14 protein-coding genes and 1 pseudogene are annotated in these 21469 nt (G+C 39.8%); 13 read left to right on the top strand and 2 right to left on the bottom strand.

Features of this window, described 5'->3' with window-relative positions; genetic code table 11:
* Positions 1-35: 35 nt before the first annotated feature.
* The 13 genes from OCV82_RS04725 (at position 36) to OCV82_RS04665 (ending at position 18064) form a co-directional block, all read left to right on the top strand.
* Positions 36-1769, top strand: coding sequence for a RagB/SusD family nutrient uptake outer membrane protein (locus tag OCV82_RS04725; protein ID WP_154043379.1), 1734 nt, complete (start codon positions 36-38; stop codon positions 1767-1769).
* A gap of 25 nt (positions 1770-1794) precedes the next feature.
* Positions 1795-3195, top strand: coding sequence for a DUF4960 domain-containing protein (locus tag OCV82_RS04720; protein WP_154043378.1), 1401 nt, complete (start codon positions 1795-1797; stop codon positions 3193-3195).
* A 16-nt stretch (positions 3196-3211) separates the two neighbouring features.
* A complete protein-coding gene (locus OCV82_RS04715) occupies positions 3212-4789 on the top strand; it encodes a glycoside hydrolase family 32 protein (RefSeq protein ID WP_154043377.1) in 1578 nt (525 codons plus the stop codon).
* Positions 4790-4922: 133 nt separating this feature from the next.
* Positions 4923-6854, top strand: a complete 1932-nt coding sequence (locus OCV82_RS04710; protein ID WP_154043376.1) for a glycoside hydrolase family 32 protein — start codon at positions 4923-4925, stop codon at positions 6852-6854.
* A gap of 39 nt (positions 6855-6893) precedes the next feature.
* Positions 6894-8681: a GH32 C-terminal domain-containing protein gene (locus OCV82_RS04705; protein ID WP_262542959.1), complete on the top strand. Its 1788-nt coding sequence runs from the start codon at positions 6894-6896 to the stop codon at positions 8679-8681.
* A gap of 1 nt (position 8682) precedes the next feature.
* On the top strand, positions 8683-9837 hold the full coding sequence (locus OCV82_RS04700) for an MFS transporter (RefSeq protein ID WP_154043374.1): 1155 nt from the start codon (positions 8683-8685) through the stop codon (positions 9835-9837).
* A gap of 6 nt (positions 9838-9843) precedes the next feature.
* A complete protein-coding gene (locus tag OCV82_RS04695) occupies positions 9844-10722 on the top strand; it encodes a carbohydrate kinase family protein (RefSeq protein WP_154043373.1) in 879 nt (292 codons plus the stop codon).
* A gap of 202 nt (positions 10723-10924) precedes the next feature.
* Positions 10925-13270 carry a TonB-dependent receptor gene (locus tag OCV82_RS04690; RefSeq protein ID WP_154043372.1) on the top strand — a complete coding sequence of 782 codons (2346 nt, stop codon included), beginning with the start codon at positions 10925-10927 and terminating at the stop codon, positions 13268-13270.
* A gap of 36 nt (positions 13271-13306) precedes the next feature.
* The gene (locus tag OCV82_RS04685) at positions 13307-15175 is read left to right on the top strand and encodes a GH32 C-terminal domain-containing protein (RefSeq protein WP_154043371.1); all 1869 of its coding nucleotides are present in this window, start codon (positions 13307-13309) and stop codon (positions 15173-15175) included.
* A 5-nt stretch (positions 15176-15180) separates the two neighbouring features.
* Complete coding sequence (locus OCV82_RS04680) at positions 15181-16344, top strand: MFS transporter (protein WP_154043370.1); 1164 nt, start codon at positions 15181-15183, stop codon at positions 16342-16344.
* Positions 16345-16451: 107 nt separating this feature from the next.
* The gene (locus tag OCV82_RS04675; RefSeq protein ID WP_154043369.1) at positions 16452-17330 is read left to right on the top strand and encodes a carbohydrate kinase family protein; all 879 of its coding nucleotides are present in this window, start codon (positions 16452-16454) and stop codon (positions 17328-17330) included.
* Between the two features lie 141 nt (positions 17331-17471).
* Positions 17472-17786, top strand: coding sequence for a hypothetical protein (locus OCV82_RS04670; RefSeq protein ID WP_154043368.1), 315 nt, complete (start codon positions 17472-17474; stop codon positions 17784-17786).
* Complete coding sequence (locus OCV82_RS04665; RefSeq protein ID WP_262543082.1) at positions 17786-18064, top strand: Txe/YoeB family addiction module toxin; 279 nt, start codon at positions 17786-17788, stop codon at positions 18062-18064. Before OCV82_RS04670 ends, OCV82_RS04665 begins: the two co-directional genes overlap by 1 nt.
* 46 nt (positions 18065-18110) lie before the next feature.
* Here the strand turns inward: OCV82_RS04665 and OCV82_RS04660 are convergent, their stop codons facing one another.
* Positions 18111-20867, bottom strand: a complete 2757-nt coding sequence (locus tag OCV82_RS04660) for a substrate-binding domain-containing protein (protein WP_154043366.1) — start codon at positions 20865-20867, stop codon at positions 18111-18113.
* A gap of 226 nt (positions 20868-21093) precedes the next feature.
* A pseudogene (locus tag OCV82_RS04655) lies at positions 21094-21469 on the bottom strand (hypothetical protein); the annotation flags it as partial.

The raw sequence follows: 21469 nt of genomic DNA, 5'->3' as shown, positions 1-21469 counted from the left end.
TTTTATAAAAAATAATAACTTACAAACATACACTTATGAAAACATATATAAATATATTCATTATAAGTTTAATGTTACTATCATCAGGTTGCTCTGATTTCCTTGACCGTCACACCCCTCAAGGTACGATAGATAATGAACAGCTTAATAACCCAGAATATGTAGACAATCTGGTGATTTCTGCATACGCTATATGGATTTCAGCCGAGGATATAAATTCATCATTCTCAATGTGGAACTATGATGTTCGTTCAGACGACGCTTATAAAGGCGGAAACGGTACAGAGGATGGTGACGTGTTCCATAACCTTGAAGTTTCACAGGGTATTATGACTACTGCATGGAACATCAGCGATATGTGGCAAAGACTTTATAACTGTATCTCTCGTTCAAATGCCGCATTGCAGTTGCTCGATCAGATGGATGAAAACACTTATCCTCTCAAACAGCAGAGAATAGCGGAAATGAGGTTCTTGCGCGGACACGGACATTTCCTCTTGAAACAGCTTTTCAAGAAGATTGTAATTGCTAACGATGAAAATCTTTCTCCTGAGGAATATAATAATCTGTCTAATACTGTTTATACTAATGATGAAGGCTGGCAGCAGATAGCTAACGATTTCCAGTTTGCATACGAAAATCTTCCTGATACTCAAGCAGATAAAGGAAGACCTACAAGAGGTGCAGCAGCTGCTTATCTTGCAAAGACTTATCTGTATAAGGCATACAGACAGGATAATCCGGAAACAAATGAAGTTACAAGCATTAATGCTGAGGACCTGAAAAAGGTCGTGGAATATACTGAGGCTTCAATCATGAATGCAGGTGGTTATGACTTGGAAAGTGATTTCCATAATAATTTCCGTCCAGAACCTCAGTATGAGAACGGCAAGGAATCTTTGTGGGCAATGCAGTATTCTATCAATGATGGTACTACAAACGGTAACTGTAACTGGTCTACAGGTCTTATTGTACCTAATATTCCTGGCGTAACTGATGGAGGTTGTGATTTTTACAAACCAAGTCAGAATTTGGTAAATGCTTTCAAGACAGACAATAACGGTCATCCGCTGTTTGATAATTTCAACGATGATGATTATGACATGAGTGTAGACAATGCGGACCCTCGTCTGTTCCTTACTGTAGGTATACCAGGACTTCCTTATGAGTTTAATCCTGAATTTATGATGGATAAATCATCAACATGGAGCAGAAGTAATGGACTTTACGGTTACTATGTAACACTTAAACAGAATGTTGATCCAGAAAGTGAATATCTGGTAAAAGGTTCTTGGTGGGGAACTCCTATGAACCACATAGTATTGAGATATGCAGATGTATTGCTTATGAGAGCCGAGGCTTTAATCCAGCTTAATGACGGAAGAATTCAGGAAGCTATTGATCTGATTAATCGTGTAAGAAATAGAGCTAAGGCTTCCACTGCGATGATAGCTAATTATCCTTCTGAGTACGGAGTGAAGTATGATGTAGAACCATATTATGGTACATTCACACAGGAAGAGGCTTTGGAGAGACTTAAATTTGAGCGTCGTGTAGAATTGGCCATGGAGTCTGATAGATTTTTCGACCTGGTTCGTTGGGGGGAAGCTGAAAGAGTTCTTAACGCATATTATGCAGCGGAAGCAGAGGTTTGTACAATATATTCAAATGCTCATTTTACTAAAAACAAGAATGAGTATCTTCCTATACCTTTTGCTCAGATAAGTGCCAGCAACGGTATTTATGATCAGAATTGCGGAGGTTGGTAATAAATATTTTAAAAAGAGAATGATTATGAAAACATATATAAATAAACTGTATCTATTGTCCTTGGCATTGTTCATGATTGTTGTGTCTGGGTGCGATAATAATGAGAATAAAAGTCTTTCATTGGATGGAGACACATTTATCAATAAAATTGTTCTTGACGACCAGTATGAAGGGGTTATAGACAATAAGAACGCCAGTATAACCATAGGTGTTCCTTATGCATACGATACAGAAGCTATGACTGTCAGTCAGTTGGAATTGTCGGAAGGAGCAGAAGCTACAATAAAGACTGGTGATATAGTGAATTTCTCTTTTTCACAAAGCGTACGTGTTGTTAATGGGGATGCTTTTTTTGATTATACAATAAATGTAAAGCATGATGAGGCAAAAATATTATCATTTAAGCTGAATGGATATATTGGAGTTATAAATCATGAAACAAATGTTATAACAGTAAGAATTCCTACTTCCGAAAATATTTCTTCCCTTACTGCAAATATTGAGATGAATGAAGGAACTGTAATTGTTTCCCCGGAAAACTACAGCAATTTGGACTATTCCTCTCCTGTTGAATTTGTGGTTGAGAACAACACAGCTAGAACTACTTATACGGTTTCTGTAATACAATCAGATGCTGCAGAAGTCCTTTATGTAGGTTTGGCAGAGAATGTTGAATCTTTAAATTCTGAAGAAAAAGAGGCTGCAAACTGGATGCTTTTAAATGTTCCTTCCTCACAGTATGTTTCGTTTGATGATATTGCTAAAGGAGTTGTAGATTTAAGTTCATGTAAAGTTATGTGGTGGCATCTTCATATTGACGGCGGAATAGACAATATGGATAAATTTGATCAGAATGCAGCTTCTTCACTGACTGCCATACAGAAAATAAAGGATTTCTACGAAGCTGGCGGTAGTTTGTTGCTGACTAGGTTTGCTTCCTATTATGCCGTAAAATTAGGTGCTACATTAGATGGAAATAATCCTAATAATTGCTGGGGACAGGTTGAAGAAAGTGGTGAAATAACTTCCGGACCTTGGAGTTTCTTCATTCAAGGTAATACGGAACATGCTCTTTATCAGAATCTTGTAATGAATTCTGGAGAAAGTGATAAAGTGTATACTTGTGATGCAGGATATAGAATAACTAACAGTACCGCACAATGGCACATTGGTTCCGATTGGGGTGGTTATCCTACAGAAGCTGATTGGGAAATTCTACACGGAGCAAAAGCTATTGGAAATGGAGGTGACGGTGCTGTTGTTGCTTGGGAATATCTTCCAAATAATGGTAGAGGCGGTATCGTATGTATAGGCTCAGGATGTTATGACTGGTATTCTTATGGAGTTGATGCTTCGGGCGATAGATATCACGGTAATGTGGCTAAATTAACAGAAAATGCAATCAATTATTTAAAGGGTGAATAATCAAATCTAAAAGGTTATGAAAAATATGATATATGCTTTACTATTGGCTTCTATGGCAATGTCATTTGCAAGCTGTGACGATGAATCTCCAGTCCTTACACAAAAGGACTGGGATGGTACAACAAATTACTTCTCTTCAACCGATGAGAAAACTTTCGGAACGTACTATCAGCCTTATGTAGGTTATGTAGGTGACCCGATGCCTTTCTACGATCCGGTTGCGGGAGACTTCAAAATTCTGTATCTTCAGGATTTTCGTCCTAATCCTGAATATACTTATCATCCAATATGGGCTGTTTCGACATCTGATATGTCTTCTTATACATCAATGGGTGAATTAATACCATACGGCTCAAGAACAGATGCTGATGCAGCAATAGGTACTGGTTCAACTATTTATAATGAAGGAAATAAGCAGTATTATACTTTTTATACAGGTCATACATCTGCACAAGAAGTTATAATGCTTGCTACATCATCTGATTTTAAGACATGGATCAAAGATAATACTTTTTATCTTCAGGGGGGACAATATGGATATGATGTAAAAAACTTCCGTGATCCTTTTGTGTTTAAAGGTGATGACGGAAAGTATCACATGATAGTATCAACAATGAAAAACGGTAAAGGGTCTTTAGTTGAGTTTTTGTCTGAAGATTTGATAAATTGGCAGGATAACGGAGTTTTCATGACAATGATGTGGGACAGATTCTATGAATGTCCGGATATCTTCAAAATGGGTGATTGGTGGTACATGATATATTCTGAGAAACACTCTGCTATAAGAAGAGTACAATATTTCAAAGGACGTACTCTTGATGAATTAAAGAATTCTACACTTAATGACAATGCTGTTTGGCCTGATGCTCATGAAGGCTTTCTTGATTCAAGAGGGTTTTATGCAGGGAAAACAGCCTCTAATGGTACTGAAAGGTATATTTGGGGATGGTGTCCCACTAGAGAGGGTAATAATAACACAGCTGTAGGTGCTGCACCTGCGGAACCGCAGTGGGCAGGGGCTTTGGTTGCTCATAAACTGATCCAACATGAGAATGGAACCATTACACTTGGTGCTATTGACGGTATATCTGATAAATATGCTAAAACATCAGAAATTAAAGTTATGGCTCAATCAGAAGAAGGTGTTCAGATTAATAATGAAACATATTCATTATCCTCTGGCGGTTATGTATTGTTTAACAGACTTAATGTACACAACAAGATAACATTTAAGGTTTCGGTCTCTGATGCCTCAGACAAGTTCGGATTTTCTTTATGCCGTGGTACTGATTCAGACAAATTCTACAGCATGGTTATAAATCCGGAAGGAGAAAGTAAGAAAAAACTGAATTTTGAGGAAGAAGGAAATTTGGGAATGGGATTTATAGCTGGTGCAGACAGCTATACGTTCGAATCACCTGCCGACAATACATATAATGTTACAGTCTTTACGGATAATTCAGTGTGTGTAGTATATATCAATGATGTTCTGGCATATACTAACAGAGTATATGGCATACAGAAAAATTGTTGGTCTATCAACTGTTATGATGGAAATATTTCTGTCAGTGATTTGAAAGTAATGTATTATTAAATAGACTATAATTAATTATTGCTGTTCGTTCCGTGCTGTTTATCTTTATTATGTTTAGGTTTTTTTTAGATAAACAGCCGCAGACGGCAGTTGTAGCTTGTTTCAAAGTCTAAAACTTATTAATCTAAAGGACATGAGAATAATATTTGCACTATTGGCTTTTTCGCTTTTTTCTTCAGTCTCATATTCTCAGTATAATGAAAGTTACAGGTCTGTTTATCATTTTGCTCCCAAGAAAGGTGGAATTGGTGACCCGTGCGGATTGATTTATAATAAAGGAAAGTTTAATTTGTTTTGGTGGGGTAGAGCTTACACTGAAGATTTTACGACTTATAATGAAACTGCTTCCAGAGCAGTAGTAGGCGATGACAACAGTTTTATGTATTACACCGGCTCCTGTGTAGTCGACAAGAACAATACAGCGTCGTTTGGCAAAGACAAGGTGATTGCTGTCTATACCATGGCAAATAAGAAAAATAAAATCCAGTCGCAGGGACTTTCAGTAGAAGGTGATGACGGATTGATGCATTATTATGAAGGCAATCCTGTGCTTGATATAAATTATGAGGATTTTCGCGATCCTACGGTCTTCTGGTATGAGCCGGAGCAGAAATGGGTAATGGTGATAGCTTTGCCTATAGAGAGAAAAATCAGATTCTATTCTTCAGCAGATTTGAAGCAGTGGGATTGGATGAGTGATTTCGGACAGTTGGGGTCGTGCGAGAATATATGGGAATGTCCTGATATCTATGAGTTGCCTTTGGATGGAGATTCCAGCAATAGGAAATGGGTACTGATGACATCTGTTGGTCCTAATAAAGGACAGTATTTTATTGGTACTTTCAACGGTAAATCTTTCGAGTTGGACGAAGATTGCAGAGAATTTCTGCTTGAAGGTAAAGGACTCAAAGGTGATGTCTTTGCAGATTTCGATGCGAATGACTATGGAGATTGGAAATACAAAGGTGAGGCATTCTGGATGTCGCCCCGCAGAAATAACACTTCTGCTCATCTTGGCTCGGGTATGGCTTCGTCATACGGTGGAGGTGATAGAATGAAAGGAACATTGCTTTCTCCGGAGTTTGTAATATCATCGACGGCAATTAACTTTCTTATTGCCGGCGGAAATCATCCCGGAAAGACATGTATTGATTTGCTTGTCAATGATTCTGTAGTAAGAACAGCTACCGGCGGCAATTCTTCATATCTGAAATGGAATGGATGGAATGTTTCAGACTATATTGGAAGTAAGGCCAGAATAAGGATAAATGACGATTATGACGGCGAGGATTTCGGTTTTATCAGTGTTGACCATATAATGTTCTCTGACGAGCTGATGACTAACAATATGGAGCATGCCTTATGGGTGGACGAAGGAAGTGACTTCTATGCTGCCAGAGCTTTTAAAGATTATGACGGTACACTTGATGAAACTGTATGGATGGGGTGGATGAATAATTGGGATTATGCCAGGGGCGAAATACCTGCCTCCAGAGGCTTTGGATTTTGGTCTATTCCGCGCACTATATCTTTAAAGACATATCCTGATGGAGTACGCATGGTTCAGAAACCGTTTGACAAACTGAAGAAACTGCGTACAAATAAAAAAGAATACAGTGGAGTAGTCCGAAAAGGCAGTATGGCAATACCGTCTTTCGTTCCTGAACAGAATGTATACGAGATGGATGTGACATTTACTCTCACTGAGCCCGATGTGATAGGTCTGAATCTTTGTACAGGCGACGGTCGCAGCCTTCCTGTAAGATATGACTCAAGGGTTTCATTATTGACTGTCGACAGAACCAGCTGTACTTCGGAGGATATCCCGAGATTCAGTCGTAAGATGAACGGACATATTCCGCTTGCCGACGGCAAACTCAGACTGCATATTTTTGTAGATAAGTCTAGTGTAGAGATTTTTGCCGGTGACGGAAAATTGGTTTTCTCTTTACTGACTTTCCCCGGTGATAATCAGACAGGAGTAGAATTATACTCCGAGAATGGAAATACTGCTAAAGTCAGTCTTAAGGCCTGGAATATAAAAAGTGTATGGAATAAACAGTAAATTTGTGAATTAACTATTATTAGAATAAATATGAATAGCATGAAAATCACAGCCCTTTGCGTGTCGCTTGCATTCTCTTTGGGGATACAGGACGCGAATTCAGCAATCAGGGTTAAAAATCTTGGTAACGAAAATAATTTCGTTTACATCAGTCCGGAGAAAAAGTTTCTGCTGATTCCGGTGGAAGACTCTGCACCGGAAGGAGAGATAGATTTTGTATATCAGAACAGCAGCCTGACAGAATACGTTCAGAAGGTGCGTCTATCTCGTGGCAAGACTGATTATTATGTACCGGTTGACTTGTCACAATTCGACAAGGACAGTCTTATTATGATAGTCAGGGGTGTTCCTTCGAACTCTGTTTGTTGGAATGATATAAAAGAGTCAGACGATATGTCGATTAGTGTAGAGAAATTCCGCCCTTCATATCATCATACCCCAGCATACGGATGGATGAATGACCCTAACGGAATGTTCTACAAGGATGGAGTCTATCATCTGTATTTCCAGTACAACCCTTACGGATCAATGTGGGGAAACATGCATTGGGGACATTCTACTTCTACTGACCTGGTGAACTGGAAAAATGAAGGTGTTGCAATTGCTCCCGATGCCATAGGAACAATTTTCAGCGGCTCGTGTGTGGTTGACCATAACAATACATCTGGCTTCGGCGAAGGCGCTGTGGTGGCATTCTATACTTCAGCAAAACAAACTCCATGGGGTGACTGCCAGACACAGAGTATGGTTTATAGTCTTGACAATGGTAAGACATTTATTAAATATGAGAATAATCCTATTTTGACATCTTCAGAAAAAGATTTCCGCGATCCGAAAGTGTTCTGGTATGCACCAAAAGAACATTGGGTTATGATGCTTGCTGTAGGTCAGCACATGGAAATTTATTCGTCAAAGAATCTGAAGGACTGGACTAAGGAAAGTGAGTTTGGTGAAGGTTATGGATGTCATGGAGGAGTATGGGAATGTCCGGATCTGGTGGAACTCCCGGTAGAAGGTACTAAGGAAAAGAAATGGGTGCTTATATGCAATATCAATCCCGGAGGTCCTTTCGGCGGCTCGGCTACACAGTATTTTGTAGGCGATTTTGACGGCAGCACTTTTACAAACAATTATCCTGAAGAAACCAAATGGATGGATTACGGTAAGGACCATTATGCTACAGTGACATGGAACAATGCTCCTGACGGAAGATGTATAGCCATTGGTTGGATGAGTAACTGGCAGTATGCAAATAATGTTCCGACACTCCAGTACCGCAGCGCAAATACCATAGCCCGCGATTTGTCTCTTTTCAAACAGAATGGAAGCATATTCCTGAAATCGGAGCCTTGTAAGGAAATGGTTGAAGCAAGAAAAGATGGCAGACAGATAAAGGCAGTAAATGTAGCCAAAGCTGAAACAATATCACTGTCACCACAGAGTGGTAACGGAGCTTACGAAGTAGAACTCTCAATCAATCCGGGCAAATCAAAAGAAGTATCATTCACTCTTTCAAACGGAAAAGGAGAGAAAGTCCTGATAACATATGATACGGTGAAAAAAACTTTAGCAATGGACCGTTCGAAGAGTGGTGAAGTATCTTTCAGTAAAGATTTCCCTGCAGTGACAGAAATGCCTGTAAGCAAATCCAAGGAATTGAAGCTTCGTCTGTTTGTCGACAAGTCCAGTGTAGAGGCTTTTGTCAATAATGGAGAATTCGTTATGACAAACTGTGTGTTCCCGTCAGCACCATACGATATGATTACATTTGAAAGTGACGGCAATAGGTATAAGGTTAAAAATATAAATATATATCAGATAAAGTAATATGGCTACAGTAAAACTAAATAAATTAATTCCCGTGATGCTTTGTTTCTTCGCCATGGGTTTTGTCGACCTGGTGGGAATAGCATCCAATTATGTGAAGGCAGATCTTGGCTTGAGTGATTCTCAGGCCAACATCTTCCCTTCCTTGGTATTCTTCTGGTTTCTTATATTCTCGGTGCCGACCGGAATTCTGATGAACCGTATAGGCCGTAAGAAAACAGTACTGTTAAGCCTTGTTGTAACATTTGCTTCATTACTTCTGCCAATATTCGGCGACAGTTACATGCTGATGCTCTGTTCATTCTCCTTGTTGGGTATAGGAAATGCCCTTATGCAGACATCATTGAATCCGCTGTTAAGCAACATTATAAGTGGAGATAAACTTGCCAGTTCCTTGACATTCGGACAGTTCGTAAAAGCCATAGCTTCATTCCTGGCCCCTTACATAGCCATGTGGGGAGCCACTCAGGCAATGCCAAGTTTCGGCTTGGGATGGCGTGTGCTTTTCCCCATCTATATGATAATAGCCGTAATAGCTGTTCTCTGGCTTTCTGCTACACCAATAGAAGAAGAACGTCCTGACAAGGCATCCGGTTTTGCCGATTGTCTTAAACTTCTTGGTTCACCTTTTATTCTGCTTTGTTTTGTCGGCATAATGTGTCATGTCGGAATCGATGTGGGAACGAATACCACTGCTCCGAAGATATTGATGGAACGCCTGGGTATGAGTCTTGATGAGTCATCTTTTGCTACTAGCCTTTATTTCATCTTCCGTACCATCGGCTGTTTTTCGGGTTCAATAATCCTTCAGAAGGTTTCTGCACGTTTGTTTTTCCTGATAAGTGTCCTCTGTATGCTTGCTGCCATGGTTGGACTGCTGACTTCTGATGTCGATTCAGTGATATATACATCAATCGCTCTGATAGGTTTCGGCAATTCAAATGTCTTCTCAATAATCTTCTCCCAAGCTTTGCTTTCAATGCCAGAAAAGAAAAACGAGATATCAGGTTTGATGATAATGGGTCTTTTCGGTGGAACGGTATTCCCATTACTTATGGGATTTGCTTCCGATGCAGCCGGTCAGGACGGAGCAGTAGCAGTAATGGCAGTAGGAGTGATTTATTTATTGATTTATACCATGAAACTTAAAAAATAACACATTATGAATGATTTAGTAGTAGGAATGGGTGAAGCACTATGGGATGTGCTTCCTGAAGGAAAGAAATTGGGTGGTGCCCCTGCAAACTTTGCATACCATATATCACAGTTCGGTCTTAACAGCCGTGTAGTAAGTGCCGTAGGCGATGACAAACTTGGCACCGAAATACTTGAAAACTTCCGTGAAAAGAAACTTTTCGGAATAGTAGAGCCAGTACCTTATCCGACAGGAACCGTTCAGGTAGAACTGGATGCTGAAGGTGTTCCCTGTTATGACATAAAGGAAGGTGTCGCATGGGATAATATACCGTTTACTCCGGGTCTTGAAGATTTGGCTCGCCATACGCGTGCGGTATGTTTCGGCTCTTTGGCACAGCGCAGCGTCGTGTCTCGTGAGACAATCAACCGTTTCCTTGACGCTATGCCCGAAGGTGATGATATATTGAAGATATTTGATATCAATCTTCGTCAGGGCTTTTATACCAAGGAAATCCTTTGCCATTCATTCAGTAAGTGTAATATACTTAAGATAAATGATGAAGAGCTCGTTACAGTGAGCCGTATGTTCGGATATCCCGGTATTGACCTTCAGGACAAATGCTGGATTCTCCTTGCCAAATATAACTTGAAGATGCTGATACTGACTTGCGGAGTGAACGGCAGTTATGTATTTACTCCCGGCAGTGTTTCATTTGTAGAGACACCGAAAGTAGTTGTAGCCGACACAGTAGGGGCAGGTGATTCCTTTACCGCTACATTTGTAGCTTCCATTCTTAAAGGAAAGTCAGTACGTGAGGCTCATGAGCTTGCTGTAAAAGTGTCGGCATACGTATGTACACAGAATGGTGCAATGCCTGTACTGCCAGATGTATATCTGGACTAAGAAGTTAAGAGCATTTTATTGTTTAATAGGGTTTTATGTCTTAAAATTAGAAAGATTAGTATCTTCCTAAAAATGTTTCATGTACATATACAAATGTTGCATGAAACATTTTTTATTTTGTATGAAACATTTGTTATAAATCTTTGTTTTACTTCTTCATACATTTGCAAAAAACATAAACTACTAGAACAATGTGAATGCTATGAAGGCAGAACAGAAACAACTATTGAAGAGAATGAATTCGGCAGTACTATTACTTGCCATTGCATGTGCAACTTCTTATGCACAAGAGAAAAATGAAAACAGTGACAGCAAAAAGGAAGAAGCAAACAGAAACGTTATGCTTAATGCCGCAAGTGCTAACGGTCCTCGTGAAATCCAGATTGGTCTTCCTTCGGCCGATGTGAACGTTCTTGAAAACGGTATTCCCGTTACTTATGCTACTAACCCTCACAGTGTGAACTCTCTTTGGCGTGCTGATGCCAGCCTTAGCCATGTGGGATTGCTTAAAATCTCAGAAACAGCTGTGACTACAGGTAACATCGGTTATGCCGTAAACTCTTTTACTCAGCTTGGTCAGGATAAATTCAACGGTACTTTAAATTATAAGACCAATCACTTCGGAATGCAGGAAGTTTCGCTTAACCTTAACGGCGGACTTGGTAAAGGTTGGTTATACAGCGCCAGCATGTATCAGGACTTCGATCCGGGAACATTCGATATTAAGGCAACTCCGTTCCAGGACCGTACACAGATATATAAATTTGCAATCACAAAGAAATATAATAATAACAGAGGTGCTTTCACTGCACTTTATAATTTCTCAAAGAGCCATCCGGTATATACATTTGCCACTCAGTCTGCTCCATTCGTATATGTAGGCGACGGTAGTGTACGTGAATTCGGCGATTTTACTCTCGGTACTGCATCATATCTTCCTATGGATAATGAAATGGTGTATCGTGACATGCGTACAGGAGAAGTGAAAAAGACTAACTTATACGATGCTACAGAAAATATCGGTCATGTAGTGACATTGATGAACGATTATTCATGGGACAACGGCTTGAACTGGAAGACAGTTATGAAGTATGATCATTCTACCGGTTCGCTGGTATATCAGTCACCGATGTCACTTGATAAAAACGAAGCAGGTATCAATTATCAGTACGAAGCAGCCGATGGAAGCATGCAGCCTTATACAGGCGAATATGTACAGAGCCGAATGTCATGTCTGAACCGTGGATTTATCGATTCATTCATGTTTACTACAGAGCTTTCTAGAAAGTTGAACAATGGTACATGGAGATTAGGTCTTAACGAATGGTATTACGATGTAGATTACAGCTCAAGTACAACAATGTACGATCAGTCTGTCCCTTCAGACGGCAGCTATCCTGTAAGACTGTACAATACAGATTATGCTTCATATGCTAGCCGCACATACGCAGGCAATGGTTATTATTACGACCTGAACAAGAATGCTTCGGAGTATTACAACGGATATGAAAACAAACTTGCACTTTACTTTACTCATGACTGGGATATCACAGATTTCCTGAATGTTTACTACGGTGCACGTCTTGAATATCAGGCATTGCGTGGTGAGAATGCAGCTGTAAAAGATGCAAATGGTAATTATGTAGGACGCTTCGCAAATTATAATCTTGGTACAACAGCTCCTGACGGTGTTACAAAAATTGCTGCAACTCCTATGAGCTATGACTGGTTGAACTATGCTCTTACTGCAGCTGCAACATATAAGTTGACAAAACAGTTCGGTTTCACAGGTGACTTCACTTATATCACACAGCATCCGAAAATCGAGAATTTCGCTCCGGCTACATTGCCTAACGTTGACAAAATTTCTGTACCTTTGGGACGTGCCGGAATATATTACAACAATGAATGGTTGAGTTTGACATCACTCTTCTCATATATTTCAAAGACAAACAATAACTCAACTTTGAATCTTCAGCATAAAACAGATGCGGGACAGACTGAAATCATGGCTGCTCCTCTGACATACGATATCAAGACATTGGGATGGACAACTGACGTTGTAGCACGTCCGTTCAAGGGATTTGATCTTCACTTCCTGTTCACATATCAGAAACCGACTTACAAGAAATATGAAACTTCAGTTACATTCTCAGACGGTTATGTAGGAAGTATTAATGCAACAGGAAATATCGTAGCTGAAATTCCACAGGTGATTGTTGAAATCGACCCAAGTTATATGATTACAAAAGACCTGAAAATCTGGACAAGCTTCCGTTATTTCAGCAAGACATATGCAAACATCAATGATGCATATTATTTCAACGGTCGTTGGGAAACATTCGGTGGTTTGAATTGGCAGGTTAACAAGAAACTGGCTCTTGGATGTACTGTTGTCAACTTCCTTAACCAGACAGGAGCAAAAGGTAGTATAGCAGGTGCTGAACTTATCGAAAAAGAAGATGCAGGACAGTATGCAGGACATGTAATGGCAGGTAGCTATATCCGTCCGTTCACTGTAGAATTTACTGCAAGCTTGAAATTCTGAGAAAAGAAAAAATAAACTAACAAAAAATATTCAACCATGAAAAAGATTATCAATCATCTGGCAGTGGCTATGGCAGCTGTTTCCTTTACTGCATGTCAGCCACAGAAGAGTGGTCTTACCTTTGAACATCAGGGTGATACTCTAACAATAGTACATATTACAAATCCTTCAAAATATCTTATCCTTCCTATTCAGGAATCTTGTAATGAGGGTAAAGTGAAACTTGATACAGGAAGTCCTGCAGATATGGCAATGGACGTTCGTCTGGCTGTTGACAGCGTAGAATATTACGTACCTTTCGCATTACCACAGGGAGTAAAGGAAGCAGTTGTTACTATCGGACGTGTAGCTGCCAATGCGGTATGCTGGGATAATATCTCTCTTGCTGATACATTCGATACATCGAATACTGATTATTACCGTCCTGAATATCATCACACTCCGCTTTACGGATGGATGAACGATGCTAACGGACTTGTTTACAAGGATGGTGAATATCATCTTTATTTCCAGTATAACCCTTATGGCTCAAAATGGGGAAATATGCACTGGGGACACTCTGTAAGTAAAGACCTGGTACACTGGCAACATCTAGACCCGGCTATCGCACGCGATACATTGGGACATATCTTCTCAGGAAGTACAGTTATAGACAAGAATAACAGCGCAGGCTACGGCAAAGATGCCATGATAGCATTCTATACATCTGCCAGTGACGAACACGGACAGATACAGTGCATGGCATATAGCAACGACAACGGACGTACATATACAAAATACGAAAAGAATCCTATCCTTACTCCGTTTGACGGATTGAAGGATTTCCGCGACCCTAAAGTGTTCTGGTACGAACCGGCACAGAAATGGTATATGATAGTTTCTGCAGACAAGAACATGCGTTTCTATTCTTCTACAGATCTTAAGCAGTGGGAATACCTCAGCCAGTTTGGCGAAGGCTACGGTGTACAGCCTAACCAGTTTGAATGTCCAGACTTTATCCAGCTTCCTGTTGACGGCAACAAGGACAACATGAAATGGGTTATGATAGTAAACATCAATCCGGGATGTCCTTTCGGTGGTAGCGCTACTGAATATTTTATCGGTGATTTCGACGGAAAAGAATTCAAATGCGATACAGACAAGAGTGTAACTAAATGGCTTGATTTCGGTAAAGACCACTATGCTACAGTTTGTTTCTCAAATACAGGCGACCGTATAATTGCTGTTCCATGGATGAGCAACTGGCAGTACGCCAACGTAACTCCTATACGCCAATATCGTGGAGCTAATGCATTGCCAAGAGAACTTTCTCTTTATACCAAGAACGGCGAAATATATATGGCTGCAAATGTAGTGAAAGAAACTGAAGCTCTTCGTAAGTCAACACGCAATATAGAAAGTCTTTCTGTAGAAGGTGAAACTGTAATAGACAGTATAACTGACGGATTGAACAGTGGTGTTGAATTGGAAATGGATATCGTTCCGGGTAAGGCTCAGACAGTAGGTTTCGACATAATGAATGCCAAAGGTGAGAAGACAAAAATCTATCTTGATCTGAAATCCGGTCGTGCTGTGATGGATCGTACTGAAAGCGGTTTGATCGCTTTTGGTGAGAAAGCCGAACCACACTTCAAGGAAAATCATGACCGCCGCAAGACAGAATCTATAAACTATATCAATGATTTCGCTTTGGGAACATGGGCACCACTTTCATTGTGTGAAGGTAAGTCATATCATCTTAACGTTTTCGTTGACAAATGTTCTGTAGAACTTTTCGTTGACGGAGGACGTATAGCAATGACAAATCTTGTATTCCCGACAGAAGTATATAATTCTCTTCGTTTCTATACAGAGGGTGGTAAAGCAGAGGTTAAGAACTTGAGTATTCATAAATTAGGATTATAATAGTTATGAATACCACTTCACAAAATAACCTTTCTCGACTAATCCCTGTGATGCTCTGCTTTTTCGCCATGGGCTTTGTTGACCTGGTGGGAATAGCATCCAATTATGTGAAGGCAGACCTTGGCTTGAGTGATTCTCAAGCCAATATCTTCCCTTCCTTGGTATTCTTCTGGTTTCTGATATTTTCAGTACCGACCGGAATTCTGATGAACCGTATAGGTCGTAAGAAAACAGTACTGTTGAGTCTTGTAGTGACATTCGCTTCATTGCTTCTGCCTATATTCGGTGACAGTTATATGCTTATGCTCTGTTCATTCTCTTTGTTAGGTATAGGAAATGCCCTTATGCAGACATCATTGAATCCGCTATTAAGTAATATCATAAGCGGTGACAAGTTGGCCAGTTCTTTGACTTTCGGACAGTTTGTCAAGGCAATAGCTTCATTTCTGGCACCATACATCGCCATGTGGGGAGCTACTCAGGCCATGCCTACATTTGGTCTTGGCTGGAGAATTCTCTTCCCTATATACATGATAATAGCTGTTATAGCCGTACTTTGGCTAGGCGCTACTCCTATAGAAGAAGAACGTCCCGACAAGGCATCCGGTTTTGCCGATTGTCTTAAACTTCTTGGCTCTCCTTTCATCCTGCTTTGTTTTGTCGGTATAATGTGTCATGTAGGTATAGATGTCGGAACCAATACTACAGCTCCAAAGATACTGATGGAACGTCTTGGCATGAGCCTTGATGAGGCTTCTTTTGCGACCAGCCTTTATTTCATCTTCAGGACTATCGGCTGTTTCTCCGGTTCTATTATTCTTCAGAAAGTTTCTGCCCGTTTGTTTTTCCTTATAAGTGTACTCTGTATGCTTGCTGCAATGGTAGGACTGTTGACTTCAGATGCAGATTCAGTGATATACACATCCATCGCATTGATAGGTTTCGGTAATTCAAATGTATTCTCGATAATATTCTCTCAGGCTCTTCTTTCAATGCCAGAAAAGAAAAACGAGATATCAGGTTTGATGATAATGGGCCTTTTCGGTGGAACAGTATTCCCATTGCTTATGGGATTTGCTTCCGATGCAGCCGGTCAGGACGGAGCGGTAGCAGTAATGGCAGTAGGAGTTATCTACTTACTCTTCTACACCATGAAATTGAAAAAATGAGTAGTGCTCATTAATTAGCTTTGTCGCCCGTCGGTTCTTGATTAACTACGTTGACCGTCGGTTCTTAATTCTTAATTTTTAATTCTTAATTGACTTAATTGAATATCATGAACGATATAGTAGTAGGAATGGGTGAAGCGCTATGGGATGTGCTTCCGGAAGGAAAGAAATTGGGTGGTGCCCCTGCAAATTTTGCATACCATATTTCACAATTCGGCCTTAACAGCCGAGTAGTAAGTGCTGTAGGTGATGACAAACTAGGTGCAGAAATACTTGAAAATTTCCGTGAAAAGAAGCTTTACGGAATAGTAGAGACAGTACCTTATCCTACAGGAACCGTTCAGGTGGAACTCGATGCCGAAGGTGTTCCTTGTTATGACATAAAGGAAGGTGTTGCATGGGACAATATCCCGTTTACTCCTGCCCTTGAAGATTTGGCCCGCCATACCCGTGCCGTATGTTTCGGCTCTTTGGCACAGCGCAGTGTCGTGTCTCGTGAGACAATCAACCGTTTTATAGACGCTATGCCTGATGGTGATGATATATTGAAGATATTTGATATCAATCTTCGTCAGGGTTTTTATACAAAGGAAATACTTTGCAATTCATTCCGTAAGTGCAACATTCTGAAGATAAACGATGAAGAACTCGTCACAGTGAGCCGCATGTTCGGCTATCCCGGCATCGACCTTCAGGACAAATGTTGGATCCTCCTGGCCAAGTACAACCTGAAGATGCTGATACTCACCTGCGGAGTGAACGGCAGTTATGTATTTACTCCGGGCAGTGTTTCATTTGTAGAGACGCCGAAAGTGGTTGTTGCCGACACAGTTGGGGCAGGTGATTCCTTTACCGCTACATTCGTAGCTTCCATTCTTAAAGGAAAGTCAGTACGTGAGGCTCATGAGCTTGCAGTAAAAGTCTCTGCATACGTATGTACGCAGAATGGCGCCATGCCTGTGTTGCCGGATGTGTATCTGGACTAATATGTAACAAATATATAAGTTGGCAAGTTGACGAGGTTCTGGTCTCGTCAACTTGCTTTTTTTATATATTTAGGATTAAATAATATAATGTATATGATATATATCATGTATATTATATATATTTGCAGAAAATATATGATTATGGTAACAGTTGCTTTACAAAAGAAAAGAAAGAATATAGACTTACCTGTAGAAACATTACAGAAACTTTCCATAATGGCTGCATCACAAGGAAAAAGCCTAAAGGCATATATTGAGAATATTCTTGTAGCAAAAGCCGATACATTACAATTAGAGGTACAGAATCCCAGCCCGAGTGATGATGAATTTTTCTCTTATCCTGAAAATCTGAATGAAACGGTTGAAAGAGTAAATGAGTATAAGAGGGGAAAAACAAAATCAAAGGTAGTACTGAAATCTGTTGATGATATAAATAATTTCATAAATAACCTTTGATAATGTATATCGTTGAAATCAGTGATAGGGCTGCAGATGATATAGCCTTATTAAAGAAAAGTGGAAATACTTCAGCTATAATTAAAATCCGAAAACTTCTTGTTGAGCTGCAAGAACATCCTACATCAGGTACCGGTCAGGTTGAGGCCTTGAAAGGAAATCTTTCCGGTTTCTGGAGCAGAAAAATTGATAAATACAATCGTTTGATTTATACCATTGAAGAAGAAATTGTTACTGTTGTGGTAGTTTCCGCAAAAGGTCATTATGGTATGAAATAGAATTTAATTGACGACTAGTTAGTCAGCTCGTCAATTAAAAAGATTATTATTTTTTCCTTAATACATCCGTAGGATTTTCTCCAAAAAACTCTTTATAGCATTTTGTGAAGTATGATGGCGATGAAAATCCCACTTCGTATGCTATTTCCGATATACTTTTTTCGCTTGAAGTCTTTATTATAGCATTTGCCTTGTTAAGCCTTGCTATCCTTAACAACTCGTTGGGTGTATATCCTGTCAATGCTTTAGCTTTTCTGTACAGCTGTACGCGGCTGAATCCTATCTGTTCTCCCATATCTTCTACGCTGAAATCAGCATTACCGATATTTTCTTCAATCAGACGGCGCAGCTTTTCCACAAAACCTTTGTCTGCATCTGCCAGAGGAGTAGCATTGGTCAATGTCTTGTCTCCGAAGAAATCCTTCAGCCTTTTACGGTTATCTATAAGATTATGTAGTCTTGCCATCAGAAGTTCAGAACTGAAAGGTTTGGATATGTATGAGTCCGCACCACATTCATATCCTTTTATCTTCTGTTCGTCCATTGAGTATGCCGTGAGCATCATTACAGGAATGTGTGATGTGCGTGGCTCTGCCTTCAGACGGCGACAACATTCCATACCGTCCATTACTGGCATCATCACATCACAGATTATTATGTCTGGCACTCCGGCAATAGCAAGTTTCAATCCTTCTTCTCCATTGCCAGCTTCCATTACAGAATATTCACCCTCCAGTAACGATTTCACATAGTCCCTGACATCCTGATTGTCGTCAATAACAAGCACTATTCCTTTCGATACATCTTTCTTGCCTGCATTATTATTTTCTGCCTTAAGACTTTCCTGATCTGCCATAACTACAGCTCCTTCTTTAAGATTGTTAAGCAGAGCTTTACGATCAACACTTCCCGTTACAGTTCCATCCTGTTTTACAGGAATACAGATAGTGAATACAGTACCACTACCTTCAGTGCTTTCCACATTAATCTCGCCATGATGCATTTCAACAAATGCTTTAACAAGTGCAAGACCTATTCCAGAACCGGCATGATGTACGTCTATCTGGTAGAAACTCTCGAAAATATGTTTTACGTGTTCTGCAGGCATACCTGCGCCTGTGTCAGTAAACTTCATTGTAATCTTGTTATCAGTACCCCTGCGTAAGCAGATGCTTATACAGCCATTTTCGGGTGTAAATTTGAAAGCATTCGACAACAGGTTATAAGTTATTCTTTCCATCATCTCTGCATCTGCTATGATATTATAATCGCCTTCTTCTGCATTAAACCTGAATGTGATATGTTTTCTGTAGCTTAATGTACGAAACGCCTCTGCCCATTCTTTCATACAGTCCATTATGTTGAATTCAGAGAGATGCATTTCCAGCTTTCCGTTTTCAAATTTACGGAAATCCATTATTTGATTTATCAGTCTGAGTAGAACGGTAACATTCTTGTTTATAATGTTGAGTAGGAATTTCTCTTCTTCTTTAATGTTTTTGCTTTCCATCAACCGTTTCACAGGATCGGCTATAAGAGTGAGAGGAGTACGGAAATCATGAGATACATTTGTGAAGAAAGACAACTTTGCTTTTGTAGCCTCTTCAAGTTTCTGTGAAAGGTCAATAAGCTGATCCCTTTGCTCTTCCAATTGTTGTTTCTGTTCGGCAAGTTCCGCATTAAGTCTTATTTTTGTCCAGTATGCCCTGACTACAAAGAACAGTAATACTGCCAGTAGGATGGCTATTACTATGCATGCATACAGAAACATCTTTTGTGATGAATACCTCATAAGGTATGTATCAAGTTTTTCATTCAGTATTTTTATTTTGTCATCCAAAGTCTTGATATGTGATGTCTGCATCTGCATGATTCTGGCATTTCCGGCGTTTACAAGTGCCGATGATAGTAGATTTTCCCTTTCGTATTTCTTCTTTTCCAAGATGTTCATAGCTACCTGGATAGCTTTGTCACCTCCTGTAGGGTATATAAACGTAGCGTCAAGAATACTGTCGGTTACCAGTTCGACACCAAGCTTTTCGCCAGCCAGGGCGTCAACACCGACAAAGAGCATTTCTTTTTCACGTCCTTTTTTTCTGGCTGCTTCGTAGGCACCGGCAGCCATCGGGTCATTTTGTGCAAATACCAGATCGATATCTTTGTATATTGAAAGAATTGAATCAAACTTGTTTTCTGCATTTGCTTTCAGCCATGCGGCATCAGCCGTAGCAATTATTTCGATAGAAGGATAATTTTTCAGAACATCGTTCATTCCTTTGTGTCTTTCCAGGGCTGGAGTGGAGCCTTTTAGTCCGGTCAGTTCAACTATTCTGCCTTTTCCGTTAAGTCTGTTGGCTATGTATGTTCCTACCTGTTCTCCCATCAGATAATTATCACCTCCAACAAATGCCGTATATTTGTCGGAAGCTATTTTCCTGTCCACCAATACTACAGGGATACCCCCATCGTAAGCCTTTTCCACTACAGGGGTAATGGCTTTTGCTTCGTTGGGTGATACAATAAGCAGATCAACTCCTTCTGAAATGAATTCTTCTATATCTTCTATCTGTTCTTTACTATTGTCTTTTACAGTCTTTATTTCAATTTTCAGATTAGGGTAGAAGAGTGCTTCACGCTTTATCTCGTCGTTCATTCGGTTTCTCCACTCATCATCGCTACATTGCGATACACCGATAATGAAATCATGTTCGGATTTAGAACATGATGAAATAAATAATAACAGAAAAAACGAAAGGGTTATACAGACATTGCCTGCGATATGTTTGATTCTGCTGTGTTTCATCTTATTTGGTTAGGTATATTGGTATTTATTCTACTGTCTATTATGCAAAAGTAATCAATAAATACAATATTTACAAATGTCGTATAGGGGGCTGTATCTTTTCTATAGGTGAGTAAAAATAACGCTTAGTGAACATGTATGATTTTCAAAACTACATTCAAGCAGTATGCATACAATGTTTGCTAAGCGTAAATACAATGTGAGATACAATATCTATTTCACTTTTTTATACATATTCCGAGAGTTTATTAATTCCTATATTCAGCTCTTTAGCAATATCTTCATCGGATAGCCCTTGTTTCCTTAAGAGGCTTATCATATTTCCTAGCATTTTATTTTTAGAAATTAGTTCCTGGCTCTTGCTCTCAAGTTCCTGGCTCTTGCTCTCAAGTTCCTGGCTCTTGCTCTCAAGTTCTTGGCTTTTGCTCTCAAGTTCCTTGTTCTTAAGCTCCAGCTCCTTATTCTTCATCATTATCGTAGTGTCACGTGATTCTATTTCCGAAAGAATTTCATCCTCAACATCCATATCCCTTCTTACATCCGGTTCGACAGCTGCCTTTATCAGCCTGTCAACCACAAGCTGTTCCTCTATTTCCAGTCCT

Origin of the sequence: Bacteroides cellulolyticus (assembly GCF_025567135.1) — a bacterium.
Lineage (GTDB): Bacteria > Bacteroidota > Bacteroidia > Bacteroidales > Bacteroidaceae > Phocaeicola > Phocaeicola cellulolyticus.
Note: the sequence above shows the minus strand (reverse complement) of the source record. Positions and strands in the feature narration are given on the sequence as shown.